This window comes from Megamonas sp. Calf98-2, from assembly GCF_900110235.1.
Classification (GTDB): domain Bacteria; phylum Bacillota; class Negativicutes; order Selenomonadales; family Selenomonadaceae; genus Megamonas; species Megamonas funiformis.
On record NZ_FOCY01000001.1, the window covers coordinates 1 to 15,550 of the forward strand.

The following is a 15,550-nucleotide window of genomic DNA, read 5'->3' on the forward strand; positions in this document are numbered from 1 at the left end:
TGCATTAAAAAAATTATCTAGAGAAGATAAATATAAAGGATTAAAAACATTAATTCATAATATTTGTAATAAAAATCATGGAAGATATGGATATAGAAGAGTAACTATGCATCTGCATAAACAAGGAATAAAAATCAATCATAAAGTAGTTATGAGATTGATGAAAGAAGAAAATTTAACATGCAAAGTAAGAGCAAAGAAATATAAATCGTATAGAGGGCAAGAAGGAAAAATAGCTAAAAATATATTAAATAGAAATTTCAAAGCAGAAAAACCAAACGAAAAATGGGCAACAGATGTAACAGAATTTGCATTATGTAATAGAAAGATAAAAGAAGCGAAAGGGATAATTCTACATTCAGACCAAGGATGGCAATATCAAAATAAGAGGTATCAGAGGTTATTAAAAGAAAAAGGCATTATCCAAAGCATGAGCCGAAAAGGCAATTGCTTAGATAATGCCGTAATAGAAAATTTCTTTGGTTTGCTAAAAAGCGAATTATTCTATTTAAAAAAATTCAAATCCGTTGAAGATTTTATAAAAGAGTTAAAATCTTATATAAAATATTATAATACAAAACGGATAAAGATAAAACTAATTGAAACTTAGTCCTGTAGAATACAGAATTAAGTTTCAATTAGTAGTCTAATTAATATGTCCAATATTTTGGGTGCACATCATTATATTCTTGAGGATTTTTATTTATTTAAGTTTATTTTTTATCTGTTTAAATTGTCGTTCCCATTTTCGCATTGCAACGAAAATAATATGAATAGAGCTTACTTTTAATTTGAATTCCCACATTTTTTGGTGTGAAGGTATGGGAATGCGTGGAAGAGCAAAAAGGTTAATATGCCAAAGTGGAACATTTTCAAAGATAGCAAATGCCATTTTATAATTTGCTTTTTTTACTATATTTATTACTTGTTGATTGAAAAAACCATATGGGTAACAAAGATAATCCATAGGTTTATCTAATAATTTTTCAAATTTTGTTTTAGTATCAATAATTTCTAAATTTAAATTTTCTTCATTACATTGAGTTAGGAACGGATGGTCGGCAGTATGCGGTTGGATATCTAGACCGTAATTAAGCCAAGATTTTAATTCTGTTAAATTCATGGTAGTTGTTTCTTGTTTACCGAAATTTTCCCATTTATTAGGTTTACCAATCCAATTATAAATAGGAAAAACAACAGCAGTCATATTGTATTTTTTTAATAGCGGTAAGGCTTCAAGATAATTATCTTGATATCCATCATCAAAAGTTAGTAGAATAGGATTTTTAGGTAATTTAGTCTTATTTACGAAGTGATTATATAATTGTTCTGGTGTAATAGTATGATAGTTATGTGTGGATAAATATTCTAGTTGCTCGGCAAATTTTTCTTTAGGTAGAGCATTTCTATCACCAGGAATATTGGCTATACGATGATACATTAAAATTGGTACATAATTTTTAAATTTTAAATATAAGATAAAAAATATACATAAAATAATCAATAATAGTATAAACATAATAATTTTTCCTAACCTTAGATATAGTGTATAATAATATATTATACGAATATGAAGAAGATATTCAATAAATTTTTAAGGAAAGATTTTATGAAAAAATTTTTAGTTATTAATACATCTTTTTTTGGAGATACTTTACTTACTAATCCTTTATGTAGAAATATAAAAATATTATATCCAGATTCACATATAACTTTTATTGTTAATAAGCCATTTGTAGAAGTAGCAACCTACTGTGATGGAGTAGATGAAGTAGTAGCTTATGATAAAAAGGGTAAACATCATGGTGTAAAGGGAGCATGGAATTTTTATCAAGAATATAAAGAAAAATTTAAATTAGGCTTTGAAGCAGCTTTTGTTATCTATGGTAATGAAAGAGGTATTGTTTTAGCAAAATTATTTGGGGCTAAAAAAGTATATGCTGAAAATAAAGGTATAATAAATTTTTTATTAGATAATCCTAGAGAAATAGATTATCATGGTAAGACAAAAGTACAGACTAAAAATAGTATTTTATTAGAACAATATAGTAAAAAAGCTATAAGAGAATTACCGATGAAATTTATACCACCAGAATCATCATATGATGATATTGAAGTGTTATTAGAAGGTTTAAATATACAAGATAATAAATTAGTAGCAATATGTACTACATCTAAAAAGAAAGAAAAAGATATGCCTTTAAAAGATTGTAAAGAATTAATACAAACATTAAAAAGTAAAGGTTATACTTTATTACTATTAGGTGCAGGGAATGTAGCAAAAGAATATGGAGAAGAATTGTCTAAAATAGCTAAAGATGATTTTATAAATTTAGTAGATAAGACAACTATTGCTCAACTTGGAGCGCTACTAGCTAATTGTAAAGCTTTAATTAGTGTGGATACAGGGACTATGCATTTAGGTTTGGCAGTAGATGTACCTACAGTTTGTTTATTTTATATTCATACAAAAGCACATCTAGACGCATGGGCTCCTGAAAAATCATTATATCGTTGTGAGGTTTTAACAGAAAATATAAAGGTAGAAAATATTGTTAATTCTTTAAGAAAAATTATGGAGTAATTTTTTATGAAAAATATTTTATTATTAGTACCTCGTATGAATATAGGTGGTGCTGAATCATATGTAGCTTTAGTAGCTTGTAGTTTAAAATCATTAGGCTACAATGTTTTTATTGCTTCTGCTGGTGGAGCGTTGGCGGTTGAATTACAAAAAGAAGGAATAAAACATTTTTTTTTACCGATTAGATTAAGTAAGTTTGTATCAGGATTATTATTAAAACGTATTGTAGAAAAATATAATATAGACTTAATACATGCCAATTCGGAAGCAGCAGGTATTGTAGCCGTAAAGACACGAAATAAGTATAAATTAGATATTCCTATAGTATATACAGCTCATGGTGTATTACCAGCAAAAGTGAAAGACATTATAAATCAAGTGGATAAGATTATTGCTGTAAGTGAGTTTTCTAGGAAATCTGCAATAAAAGAAGGCTTTTTAGCTGAAAAAATACAAGTTGTTTATAATGGTGTAGATATTGAAAAATTTAAGCCAAATAGACAAAATAAAAATTTATTACGAAAAAAATATAATATACCACAAGAGGCTTTTACTATGATTATAGTTTCGCGTATTAAAAATTTGCGAAATAAAGGACATCAGCATTTACTTGATGTATTGAAAATTTATGAAGTTAGTAAAAAATGGCATCTTGTAGTAATTGGTAAAGGAAAAGGTTTCAGTGATTTAAAGAAAAAAATAAAAGAATATCATTTACAAGATAGAGTACATTTATTAGGTCATAAGACAGATGTAGAAAATTATATAGATATAGCAGATGTTATGGTTTTACCATCATATTTTGAAACATTTGGATTGGTTTTAGCTGAAGGGATGGCAATGCAAAAGCCAGCTATAGCTTTTAATGTTGGTGGTATTGGTGAAGTTATAAGTGATAAAGAAACAGGATTTCTTGTAAAATATAATGATGATGATGATTTAGTAAATAAGATAAATATATTAGCTCAAGATAAAGATTTATGTAGCAAAATGGGAGTAATTGCAAGGAAAAAAGTAGAAAAAGATTTTGCTAATCAAATAATGATAAAAAAGATTATAGAAGTATATAATGAGATAATAGATAATAAAACTAATTAATGTTTTATAGGAGATATTAATGTTAAATGAAGACAGAAGAAAATATAGTTACTTTTATAAATAATTTAGAAGCAGAAAATCAAGATATAGAATGTAAACAGTGCAAGAGAATTTTACCGAAAGATCTTTGGTCAACATATAGTGCGTTTGCAAATACACATGGTGGTAAAATTATTTTAGGTATTACTGAGATAAAAAATATAGAGAAAAATAAATTTGAAATTACAGGTGTTGAAAATCCAACTAAAGTATGTGATGATTTTTGGACATGTATATTAAATACTAATAAAGTAAATTATAATCTTTTATCTAATAACGATGTACAAATAAAAAAAATAGAAGATAAATCAATAATAATTATTAATGTACCAGAAGCAACTCATCAACAGAAACCTATTTACTAATAGTTTTAAACAACCACAGGTAGAAACTAATTTCAAAGAAACAAACATAAAAATATGGAAAGTAGATTTAGTTTCTACATATCCGAATTTATCAAAGGAAGCTAAGTTAATTTTTACTTATATTGATAAAAATGGTAAAAATAAATATACAGCAAAAGAATTAAAAGAAGAATTAAAACTTAGTAAATATGTTTTTCAAAGAGCAATAAAAGAATTAAGTAATACAGATCTAATAGTAATCACAGGTAATGGACGAGGTAGAGCATATTCAAAATCATTAACAAAATTAGAGCTTTATGTAGGTGTACAAAAATTAGCAGATATATTAAGAATGGGAAATTAATTGGATGGTAATTGGATGGTAATTGGATGGTAATTGGATGGTAATTGGATGGTAATTGGATGGTAATTGGATGGTAAAGTTAGAAGGATGTGAATTTAGTGAAAAAGATTTTAAGTATTGTATCTGGAAATCCATCAGGTTCACTTAATATTGCAATAGATATAAGTAATTATTTAAAAACTAGAGGTTATGAAGTTATTGATATTTTTCGTAAATACAATAATACAGATTTAAAAGGAATTATTGTTATAAAAGATAAATTTACTATAGACTATATATTATCTTTAGGTGAATTTATTAGACATAGTAAACCAGATTTAATTATCGTTCATGGATATAGTACACATATTTGGACTAAATTAGCCTTAGCATATGCTAAAATACCAGTTAAATTAATACATGTAGAACATAATACGGAGAAGTATACACCATTTAGACGTTATTTAACACGAAAATTAGATAAGTATACAAATAAATATATCTGTGTATCAAAGGGCGTAGCTAATCACTTGATTAAGCAAGGTATAGATAAATCAAAAGTAGAAGTAATTTATAATGGTATTGATATACAAAGTTTTGATTTACCAAAGGAAAAGCATGACATTTTCACAGTAGGAATGGTTGCTCGTTTCAGTAAACAAAAAGATCAGATGACACTTATTCAAGCTGTAGAATATTTAGTAAAAGAAAAACAAGAAAATATAAATTTAGTGTTAATGGGTATAGGAAAAACTAGAAAAAAATGTGAAAAGTATATTTCTGAACATAATTTAGATAATAATATAAAAATAATAGAAGGTAATTTTAAAGATTTAATAGTAAAAACAGATTTATTTGTATTGGCTACTCATTATGAAGGTTTACCATTAGTATTATGTGAAGCAATGGCTTCAAAAACACCAATAATAGCAACGGATGTTCCAGGTGTAAATGAAATTATATTAAATGAAAAAACGGGATTATTAGTAAAAGAAAATGATGTATTAGATTTAGCTAATAATATATTAAGAATGAAAAATGATGAAAATATAAGAGTATTTTTTAGTAAAAAAGCATATAAATTTATTAATGAAGAGTTTAATTTAAAACTTATGTATAAAAATTATGAGAGAAGGATAAAAGAATTTTTATGATTAGTATAATAGTACCAATATATAATGTAGAATTATATTTGGAAAAATGTATAGAATCAATAATAAATCAAACATATAAAGATATAGAGGTAATATTAATAAATGATGGTTCAACTGATAAAAGTGGAATTATATGTGATAAATATGCGAAGATTGATGATAGAATAATAGTATTACATAAAGAAAATGGAGGTGTTAGTTCTGCTAGGAATAAAGGATTAGATATTGCTAAAGGTGATTATATTGCTTTTGTAGATCCAGATGATTATATTGAACCTAATATGTATGAAGAAATGTTTGGGATTATAAAAACTTTTGGTGTAGACATTGTTAGTTGTAATTATCAACAAATTGATGAAAATAATAAGAATAGTATATTTTTTAAATTAGATAAAGATGAGATTTTTAAAGATAAGAATAAATTAATAGAAGTTATTTTTAAATATAAAAATTTTGATATGATTATTTTTAATAAATTATATAAATCTAATATTTTTAGGAATATTAGATTTCCCATAGGAGTAAATTTAGGAGAAGATTTAAGAATTCTATATCCGACTATAAAATATGCAAAATCTTTTTATTGCATGAAAAAAGTTTTTTATAATAAAAGAATAAGAAAGAGTAGTTTAACTAGTAATAAAAAAATTGAGGCATATTTAAATAATGTAAGAGAACATGAATTGTTTTTACAAAATGTAAAAAATGATAAAACTTTAGATTATATAAACTGTTATAATGCTTGTAGTGTAAATTTATATAGACATTATAAAAGATTATTAGATAGGATATATACTTTATCTGATAGAGAAGAATATAAAAAAATAGAGAATGAAACTAGAAAAAAATTAATAAATTTATATAAAAATAATAATTTATCAATAAAATATAAAAGACAAATATGTTTATTAAAATATAATGCTAGTTTATATGAGAAATATAGAAGATTATCAATGTTTTGGAAAAAGTTAAAAAAATAAAGATAATGTAGAGGTTTGTAATGAATGATTTTGTAAAAGAAAAAATAATATATAATATGAATAATATGAATTATAATTCATATATAAATATAGGATTTGGTATAGACAAAAATTTTATTAGACCTATGGGAGTATCAATGACTTCAATAGTGAAAAATAATCCAAATGAAAATATTATTTTTCATATATTTATTGATACTATAGATTTTATTTCCTTAAATTTGCTAGAAAAATTTGCAAAACAGTATAATATAGCAATGATAATTTATATTATAAATCCAAATATTTTTAATAAATTACCATCCACAACACATTTTGCAAAAGCCACATATAATAGATTATTAATGCCTAAAATTTTAAATAATATAGTAGATAGATTAATTTATATTGATGCGGATATACAATGTTTTGGTAGTTTATCAAATTTGATGAAATTAGATTTGAAAAATAATATAGTAGCAGTAGTTGGTGATTTAAAATATGTAAGAGAAAAACAAATAAAATTATTATCGTTAAAAAGTAATCAATATTTTAATGCAGGTTTTATGTATATTGATGTAAAAAAATGGAATGAAGAAAATATATCTGATAAAGTTATAAAAGTATCTTTTGATAATGTTGGAAATTTACCATGGTTAGATCAAGATGCATTAAATATAATATTAGATAATAAATGTTTATATTTAGATAAAAAATATGACTTTTTATTAAATATGAAACATAAGAAAAGGAAAGTACCTGAAAATGTGATTTTTGTACATTATGTAGGTAGATATAAACCTTGGACTAAATGGTGTTTACACCCATTTAAAAAACATTTTTTATCAGTTTCAAAAGAGTCATTATGGAGAAATATTCCTTTAATTGAACCTGTTAATTATAAAAGTATGAAAATGATGGGGCGTTCTAGTTTTCTTTATGGAAAATATATTAATGCCTTTTATTGGTATTTAAAATATGCTGTTTATAAAATAAAAAGTAAATTATAGAGGAAATAAATTATGAAAAATTTATTTGTAGTAAATACGCCATACCATTTATTAACGTGTTTTATATTAGCTCATAGTATTTATAAAAAAGATGAAAATTATTTAGTATTAATGCATCCTCATGGATATGAAAAATGGAAAACAAATAAGTTAATGATATACATGTCAACTACAAAATGTGGATATAAACAAGTCTTTTTATTATTAGATTGGTTATCTAGTAAAAATAAAAAAGAATCTTATCGTAAACAAGCCAATTATGTAAAAGAAAATATTAAACCTTTAAATATTGATAAAGTTTTTATTGGGGTAGATATATCTCCTGTAAATCAATTATTAGTAATGGCTGTTGGTAAAAATGAATTTTATCGTTTTGAAGATGGTGTATATTCATATATCAATGAAAATAGAAGGCGTAAAAAGAGTCATGCATTATTTCATAAAGTAAAAACATATTTATTAAAGTGGATATCAGGAATACAAGGAAATATGTATATTAATACAGAAGCAGAAGGTGAAAGTCCTGCAGGGAAATTGGATATCATGTATCAACCATGGCTTTTACAAAGAAAATCACCTGCGACAAAAGAAATAACTGTTGAAATGATAAATCAAGCAATGCAAAATTTAAAATCTCAGCAGTTATTAAAAGAGGCATTTCAAGAAGAAAGTATATTATATTTAAGTCAACCAATGGTAGAAAAAGGTTTATTTACAGTAGAAGAAGAAGTAAATTGTTTGAGAAAAATATTATCTACATTAGGAGAAAAAGCAGTTTTATATTATAAACCTCATCCAAATGATAGTAAGGAAAAATTAAACTATTATAAAAAGAATTTTAAACAGTTGAAGATTTATAAAGAAATAGAGCCGGCAGAATTATTATTTTATGCAAATACTAAATTAAAAGCGGTAATAAGTTATCAATCATCAGCGTTATTAAATGTAGAAAAATTTTCAACTAATAAAGTAAAAGTGATTAGTTTAAGTAAAGTGTTTTTAAAGAAAGTAAATATACCATACAAATTACTTTTTATAAAATCGAAAGTAATTTTTTTAGAAAATGAACAAGATATAAATAGTATTATTAAATAAAACAATATTATTTTAAGAAGGTAAAAATAATGGATGATTTAGTATTCAATATAAATATGTTATTGGTTGTAATTGCTATTATTGCGGTATTTATAATTTTTGTATTTAGAAAAAAAGTTAAAATAGCAATTAAAAATAATAATGATAATAATGTTAAAAAATATATAGTTTTTGCAATTAAATATTGTAGCAAAAGAGAAAAATTTTTAGGTGTTAAGAGATTAAGAGAAATTGTTGAAGATGTTTATTTAAATAATTATTGTATGTTCAATGCATTAGCAATATCCTTATTTATAGCGTGTTGTGGACTTATGTTAAATACAATTGCTAATAAAAATACAATAGGATTAGTCTTTATTATGTTCATGATGTGTATATTAATAGTTTTGAAAATAGAATTAGATTATATAATAAAGAAAAAGATATTATTAAAAATAGACAAAGAGATAAAATAGATATTATTTTTTAAATAATATTATTAATCTACGATATAATTCTATATTAAAACAACGTTTTAATATTCCAAATTTTATTTTTAGAGATAGCTGGGGTTTTTTATAAAGATTTTTTAATAAATAAATTAAAGCTAATTCATAATTCTTATATTGATTTCTATTAGCAGAAAATAGAATATCATCAAGAGAGTTCTTTAAAATACGAAATAACATTTCTGTTGATTCTTTATTATGATTAGCAAAAATATAAAAATCAACAGCAGACATAATTTTGGCTTCAATAGAATCGATATTAATAATATTATACTTTTTTTCTTGAATATGTTTACCAATGATACTATCATTTCTACGTCTATAATAATATAAAGTATCAGGTATAACTAAAATGTTGTTGCATTGATTGAGTATATACATAGCTGAAAAAGTATCTTCAAATAATTTTCCATATGGAAACTTTATATTATTAAATATTTTTCTTTTATATACTTTATTCCATGCAGTAACATTCATTTCATATTTATTAAATAAATCTTTAGCAAAAGTAGAGTGAAATTCTTGTTGAGCGTAAAATTTTAAATTATTAAAAAGTAAATGAGGAGATATTTTATCTTTATTATAATAGTCATAATAATTAAATGTAATTATGTCTGCGTTATATTGTTTTATATATTGATTTAGAATAGTAAAAGTGTTTATATCAATAAAATCATCAGAATCAATAAAGGCGATATAATCTCCCGAGGCATAAGATATACCAACATTTCTAGCATCACTTAAACCACCATTTTTTTTATGAATAGTTTTTATTCTAGGATCCTTTTGAGAATATTGCTCACATATTAAGCCAGAGGAATCAGTAGAACCATCATCAATTAGAAGAATTTCTAAATTTTTATATGTTTGATTTATAACACTATCTAAGCAAGTTGCAAGATATTTTTCTACATTATAAACAGGAATGATTATACTTATTTTAATCATAAAAACCTCCTTAATAGAGTTCTAAGTAGAAATAAAATATATCTTTTAAGGATACGATATTTTATATTTAAAGGTAAAGTGGTTAATAATAATTTTTTTAATTGATAAATTAATATTTTTTGATATAAAGTATAACAATTTTTTTTCATGCATATATCAAAAGCATTTTTATAAGAATTAAAAAGGAGCATATTTTTATAAGGATAATTAGGAAAATAGTATGCATAGTCTAAAGAAAAAATTATATAAGTTTCAATAGCTTCTATATTTATTGTTTGTTTATTAGAAAGATTAATAAGGCTATTTATTCGATTATTTCTATAATAATATAATGCTTGAGGTATTACACAAATTATATTTGCTTTCATAAGAGTAGGTAAAAAAATAGAAAGATCTTCTAATGTTTTCTTATAAGGAAATTTTATATTATCAAATATAGATTTTTTATACAATTTGGACCAAAGATGAGAGTGTTCATAATATTTATTAATAAATAAATCAATACCTAATTTATTTATTGCAAAAGGTAATTTATAGAGTTTATTTTCATTAAATATATTTACTATATTATAATGTTCGTTAGAAAAATAATTATAATAATTACACCAAACAATATCAGCATTTGTTTTTTGTTGCTCATTATAGAGTAGTTCATACATATTAAGTTCTATAAAATCATCTGGGTCAACAAAACCTATAAAATCACCAGTACACTTCTCTAATCCTAGATTACGAGCAGAACTAACACCTTCATTTTTTTTATGAAAAACATGGATGCGATTATCTACTTTAGCATAATTGTCACAAATTTTACCAGAATTGTCAGTAGAACCATCATTTATCAAAATAATTTCCAAATTTTTATATGTTTGATTAATAATACTATCTAAACATTGTGGTAAATATTGTTCTACGTTATAAATAGGAATAATAATACTAATTTTATTCATATTTATGCTCCTGTTTTATATAAGAATTTAAAATCAAATATATTCCTGTAAATAAGTAAAATATATAAGTTAATTCTTTTAAATTGTATGATGAATATAAACAATCTGTTAAGCAACCAATAGAATATGCTAATATGCAAGCTAAATAAGATAAATTAATAGGATTTTTGTTTTTTATAAAAGTTTTTACGCTATTAAAAATAAAATATAATATTAGCAATAAATAACTAATACCTCCTAAAATACCAGCTTCAGATAATTTTTCTAAGAACGTATTGTGTGGGTGACGTTGGTATTCTCTGGCTAAAGGAGAACGATATTCTGAAATATAGTTAGTATAGTAATTTCCATAGCCTACACCAAAAATAGGATGATCAATAAACATATTAGAAGCTGATTGCCACATTAATAAACGTTCATAATTAGGTTGGTTTTCATAGTTATTATTAGTAATACTTTCTAATCTATTTGTAGATTGTGGAGACATTTGGAAGATCCCAAAGCTATAGATAGCTATACAGCAAATGATAAGAAATGCTTTGAATTTATTTTTTATTCCTAGGAAAATTACTAATGGAAAAATGATACAAAAAGCTAACCAAACAATACGAGTATTTTCAAATATTAAAGCAGGAATATTTATAAAAATAGTAAAACGAAATAACCAATGTAATTTATTATAATATGTAGTGTTATTTAGAGAATAAGTTAGAATAAATGGTATTATTAATAAATTAACACCAGCTAAAAACATATAATGAAAATCACATAATCCTACAGGACGACCAACTTCTCCTAAATAAGAATGATATAAAATAATTAAGGCATTTATAGATAATGAAATAGAAAAAGTTGATAATAATATTAAAAATTTCTTATAGGTTATTTTATAAATAAAAAATATAATTAGTCCAATTAGAGGATTTAGAACATCAGATTTATATTCAGTAATATTATCTAATTGTAATAAGTTATTAGATATAAGAGATATAAATAAACAGGTGATAAATAATATTATAAAATGAATATGTTTTGTGGATAAATTAATTTTGGGTTTAATAAAAAATAATTTTAAAATACATATATAAAAAGCGAAAAATAAAAATTTGGTATTAATATTAGTAATAAAAGTTAATGAATAAATAACTAGACAAGCAAAAATAAGATTATCTAAACTAGATATAATCTTCTCTTTTGACATAATGAAACCTCCATTAATATAATTAGATCTTAAATTATGGTACAATAATCTTATGGATAATGCAAATAATTTTTATAAAGGAGATAAAATATAATAGATATGAAAGCAGTATTTTTTGATGTTGATGGAACACTGATTGAAGGTACACATCCAGATTATCGTTATATGCGTGAAAACGTACAAAAAGCAATTCGTAAATTGCAAGAGCAAGGTCATTATGTATTTATTGCTAGTGGTCGTTCACTTGCTTTTCTTGATGAAAAGATAAGAAATTTTGGTTTCGATGGTTATGTATTGCTCAATGGTTCAGTTATATTTTTCCACGATAAGATTATTTATAGAGCACCACTTGAAAAATCTTTTGTGGAAAAAATCACATCTATTTGTGATGAACATGATATGCAATATAGCTTACAGGGAGATTTTCATACTTATGTAGATAAAAATTTTGAATATCTAATCTATCGTTTAGGGCAATATGGAATTTTTGCTGACCAATTGACTTTCGATTATGATAAAAAAGCTATAGATGTTTATAAATTAGAAATAGATTCACCTAGACATGAAGATAGAAAATATATCATAGAGAATTTGCCTGAAGATATGACTTATGTAGAAGATATGAACCATAATTATTGTCATTTAGAAGTCTATGCTAAAGAAAATTCCAAAGCTACAGGAGCATTAAAGGTTTTAGAGTTATTGAATATAGATATAAAAGATAGCTATGCTTTTGGTGATGGAGATAATGATATCGAGATTTTATCTACAGTGGGAATGGGTATGGCAATGGCAAATGGCAGTGTAAAAGCTAGAAATAGTGCTAAAATTGTAGTTCCATCAGTATTTGAAGATGGTGTAGCTTATGGTATTGAAAGATATATTTTAGGTAAATAGGATTTTTTTTATTTATCTAGAATAAGATAGAGAGAATATATTTTATTAATAAATTTTTTTAGATATGGAAGGTTGGGGCATCAACCTTCTTTGGAGAGATATAGTAAGACCTGCTATTTTAGTAGGCAAGTATCGTTTGTATCCAAGAATCCCCTGCCTTTAGGCATGGGGAGTATGTCAAAAGAACATTTCTACTTTATTTAGAAGATGATACAAATGCTAATCCGACTGGTGGCATTTGTGAAATTCAATATAAATTAGTTGATGGTGAAGCTTGCCGAATTTTAAAACTTGTTAAATACACTATTTATAATATTGTAGATGAAAAAGTAATGAAATAAAATCATAAATAAAAATCCTACAGATAAATTCTGTAGGATTTTTTTATATAAATATAATTATTTAGCCATCAATTCAGCGATTTTGTTAGCAATTGCAGCTGGGTCTTCTGGCATCATACCTTCGATAAGAAGTGCTTGAGCATATAAAAGTGAGCAATAATCTTTGAAGGCAGTACTTTCTTTGCCTTGTTCATGTACTTTTTGTAAACGAGCAAATAAATCATGTTTTGGATTGATTTCTAAGATACGTCTAGCTTTGAACATTGGATTATTTGCATCAGCAAAAGCTTGTTCCATAGCAAAGCTTGGACCTTGTTCGTCAGCTACTAAGCAAACAGCAGAAGATTTTAAACGGCTACTGATTTTTACTTCAGCAACTTTATCACCGAGAGTTTCTTTAATATCTTTGATTAAATCTTCATTGGATTTTGCGATGGTTTCAGTTTCTTTTTTCACTTCTTGAGATTCAACATCATCAAGGTCTAAATCGCCACGGCTGATGGAGTGGAATGGTTTACCTTCATATTCACGCATAACTTCAATAGCGAATTCGTCAACGTTATCAAGGAAGTATAATACATCAATACCTTTATCGCGTAGAATTTCCATCTGTGGTAAGCTATCGATACTTGCACGGTCTTTACCTGTAGCGTAGTAGATTTTTTTCTGGCTTTCAGGCATATTTTCTACATATTCTTTTAAAGTGATGAGTTTATCTTCTTTGGAAGTTGTGAATAAGAGTAAGTCTTTTAATTTATTTACTACATCACTGCCACCATTGTATACACTGCCATAGATACCGATTTTTAAGGATTTACCGTATTCTTTCCAGAATTGTTCATATTTACTGCGGTCTTTTTTGAGTGTATTTGCTAATTGTTTTAAGATAGTTTTTTCTAAGTTTTTACCGATTAATTTTAATTCACGGCTCTGTTGTAAAAGTTCACGAGAGATATTTAAGGAGAAATCAGGAGAGTCAACTAAACCTTTAACGAAGCGGAGATATTCAGGTAAGAGGTCTTTGCATTTATCCATGATGAATACATGGCGAGAATAAAGCTGTAAGCCTGGTTCATAGTCGCTATGATAAAGATTGTAAGGAGCATGTGCAGGGAAGAATAAAAGGGAAGTGTATTCGATATTACCTTCGATTTTATTGTGCATTACTTCCATTGGTTTTTCCCAATCATGGAAAAGATTTTGATAGAATTCAGTGTATTCTTCTTCTTTGATTTCAGATTTATTTTTAGCCCAAAGTGGTTGCATGGAGTTTAAGATGCGAACTTCATTTTTCTTGATAGTGCCAGCACCTTCGATTGGTTTACCATCAGCATCTTTTGGCTGTTCTTCAATGACAAAGTTCATTTTGATTGGGTAACGAACATAATCGGAATATTTTTTTACAAGAGATTGTAATTTATATGTGTCAGTAAAGTTTTCTTCAGCTTTATCACCATAAAATTCAGGTAAAAGTGTGATAGTGATATTAGTACCACGGCTATCTTTAGTGCATTCTTCAATAGTGTAAGAACCGTCAGCTGTGGATTCCCATTTATAAGCTTGAGTTTCGCCAGCTTTTCTGGAAACTACAGTGATTTTTTCTGCTACCATGAAAGCGGAGTAAAAACCTACACCGAATTGACCGATTAAATCTTTTTGAGTATCATTGTCACTTTCTTTGGCTTGTTGAAGTTTTTCTAAGAATGCTTTTGTACCGGATTTTGCGATAGTACCTAAGTTTTCAATGAGTTCTTCTCTATTCATACCAAGACCATTATCAGAAATAGTTAATGTATGACTAGCTTCATCAGGAATTAAGAAGATTTCATAATCGCTATTGCCTTCGAGTAAATCACGATTTGTAAGTGATTCAAAATGTAATTTATCGATTGCGTCAGAAGCGTTAGAAATTAATTCACGAAGGAATATTTCACGGTTTGTATAAATAGAATGTATCATTAAATCGAGTAATTTTTTAGTTTCAGCTTGAAATTGATGTGTTTCTTTAGCCAAGATTTGTCACTCCTAAATTTAGATTAAAAATGAATTATTAGCACTCTGATACAAAGAGTGCTAACCGTTAATTATTATTATATAAT

General features: G+C 25.3%; 15 protein-coding genes and 1 pseudogene. 11 read left to right on the top strand and 5 right to left on the bottom strand.

What is annotated here, in order from left to right; all coding sequences use genetic code 11:
* Positions 1–650, top strand: a pseudogene (locus tag BMX03_RS00005) (IS3 family transposase); the annotation flags it as partial.
* A gap of 53 nt (positions 651–703) precedes the next feature.
* Here BMX03_RS00005 and BMX03_RS00010 read toward each other — a convergent pair.
* The gene (locus BMX03_RS00010; protein ID WP_091693075.1) at positions 704–1,519 is read right to left on the bottom strand and encodes a polysaccharide deacetylase family protein; all 816 of its coding nucleotides are present in this window, start codon (positions 1,517–1,519) and stop codon (positions 704–706) included.
* Between the two features lie 90 nt (positions 1,520–1,609).
* Between BMX03_RS00010 and BMX03_RS00015 the strand changes: the two genes are divergently transcribed.
* From BMX03_RS00015 to BMX03_RS00055, 9 genes are all read left to right on the top strand, one after another.
* On the top strand, positions 1,610–2,584 hold the full coding sequence (locus tag BMX03_RS00015) for a glycosyltransferase family 9 protein (RefSeq protein WP_018999386.1): 975 nt from the start codon (positions 1,610–1,612) through the stop codon (positions 2,582–2,584).
* Between the two features lie 6 nt (positions 2,585–2,590).
* Positions 2,591–3,682 carry a glycosyltransferase family 4 protein gene (locus BMX03_RS00020; protein ID WP_091693078.1) on the top strand — a complete coding sequence of 364 codons (1,092 nt, stop codon included), beginning with the start codon at positions 2,591–2,593 and terminating at the stop codon, positions 3,680–3,682.
* Between the two features lie 26 nt (positions 3,683–3,708).
* Positions 3,709–4,086, top strand: a complete 378-nt coding sequence (locus BMX03_RS00025; RefSeq protein ID WP_091693081.1) for an AlbA family DNA-binding domain-containing protein — start codon at positions 3,709–3,711, stop codon at positions 4,084–4,086.
* A complete protein-coding gene (locus BMX03_RS00030; RefSeq protein WP_177159332.1) occupies positions 4,046–4,429 on the top strand; it encodes a MarR family transcriptional regulator in 384 nt (127 codons plus the stop codon). The genes BMX03_RS00025 and BMX03_RS00030 overlap by 41 nt, the downstream gene beginning before the upstream one ends.
* A 98-nt stretch (positions 4,430–4,527) precedes the next feature.
* A complete protein-coding gene (locus BMX03_RS00035) occupies positions 4,528–5,562 on the top strand; it encodes a glycosyltransferase (RefSeq protein ID WP_091693083.1) in 1,035 nt (344 codons plus the stop codon).
* Positions 5,559–6,542: a glycosyltransferase family 2 protein gene (locus BMX03_RS00040; protein WP_091693085.1), complete on the top strand. Its 984-nt coding sequence runs from the start codon at positions 5,559–5,561 to the stop codon at positions 6,540–6,542. The genes BMX03_RS00035 and BMX03_RS00040 overlap by 4 nt, the downstream gene beginning before the upstream one ends.
* Before the next feature lie 20 nt (positions 6,543–6,562).
* Positions 6,563–7,531, top strand: coding sequence for a glycosyltransferase family 8 protein (locus BMX03_RS00045; protein ID WP_008539628.1), 969 nt, complete (start codon positions 6,563–6,565; stop codon positions 7,529–7,531).
* A gap of 12 nt (positions 7,532–7,543) precedes the next feature.
* Positions 7,544–8,626 carry a glycosyltransferase family 52 gene (locus tag BMX03_RS00050; RefSeq protein WP_091693087.1) on the top strand — a complete coding sequence of 361 codons (1,083 nt, stop codon included), beginning with the start codon at positions 7,544–7,546 and terminating at the stop codon, positions 8,624–8,626.
* Between the two features lie 29 nt (positions 8,627–8,655).
* Positions 8,656–9,081 (top strand): hypothetical protein, encoded by a 426-nt coding sequence (locus tag BMX03_RS00055; RefSeq protein ID WP_008539630.1) that lies wholly within the window; start codon positions 8,656–8,658, stop codon positions 9,079–9,081.
* Positions 9,082–9,084: 3 nt separating this feature from the next.
* Here the strand turns inward: BMX03_RS00055 and BMX03_RS00060 are convergent, their stop codons facing one another.
* Genes BMX03_RS00060 through BMX03_RS00070 form a run of 3 tightly spaced genes read right to left on the bottom strand, consistent with a single transcriptional unit; the run spans position 9,085 to position 12,213 of the window.
* Positions 9,085–10,062, bottom strand: coding sequence for a glycosyltransferase family 2 protein (locus BMX03_RS00060; protein WP_091693090.1), 978 nt, complete (start codon positions 10,060–10,062; stop codon positions 9,085–9,087).
* Positions 10,059–11,012 (bottom strand): glycosyltransferase family 2 protein, encoded by a 954-nt coding sequence (locus BMX03_RS00065; RefSeq protein ID WP_091693093.1) that lies wholly within the window; start codon positions 11,010–11,012, stop codon positions 10,059–10,061. The genes BMX03_RS00060 and BMX03_RS00065 overlap by 4 nt, the downstream gene beginning before the upstream one ends.
* Positions 11,005–12,213 (bottom strand): O-antigen ligase family protein, encoded by a 1,209-nt coding sequence (locus BMX03_RS00070; protein WP_091693095.1) that lies wholly within the window; start codon positions 12,211–12,213, stop codon positions 11,005–11,007. Before BMX03_RS00070 ends, BMX03_RS00065 begins: the two co-directional genes overlap by 8 nt.
* A gap of 99 nt (positions 12,214–12,312) precedes the next feature.
* Here BMX03_RS00070 and BMX03_RS00075 point away from each other — a divergent pair, with 99 nt between their 5' ends.
* Positions 12,313–13,110, top strand: a complete 798-nt coding sequence (locus BMX03_RS00075) for a Cof-type HAD-IIB family hydrolase (RefSeq protein ID WP_091693098.1) — start codon at positions 12,313–12,315, stop codon at positions 13,108–13,110.
* Positions 13,111–13,508: 398 nt separating this feature from the next.
* Here the strand turns inward: BMX03_RS00075 and htpG are convergent, their stop codons facing one another.
* Complete coding sequence (gene htpG / locus BMX03_RS00080; protein WP_022228131.1) at positions 13,509–15,464, bottom strand: molecular chaperone HtpG; 1,956 nt, start codon at positions 15,462–15,464, stop codon at positions 13,509–13,511.
* Positions 15,465–15,550: the final 86 nt, after the last annotated feature.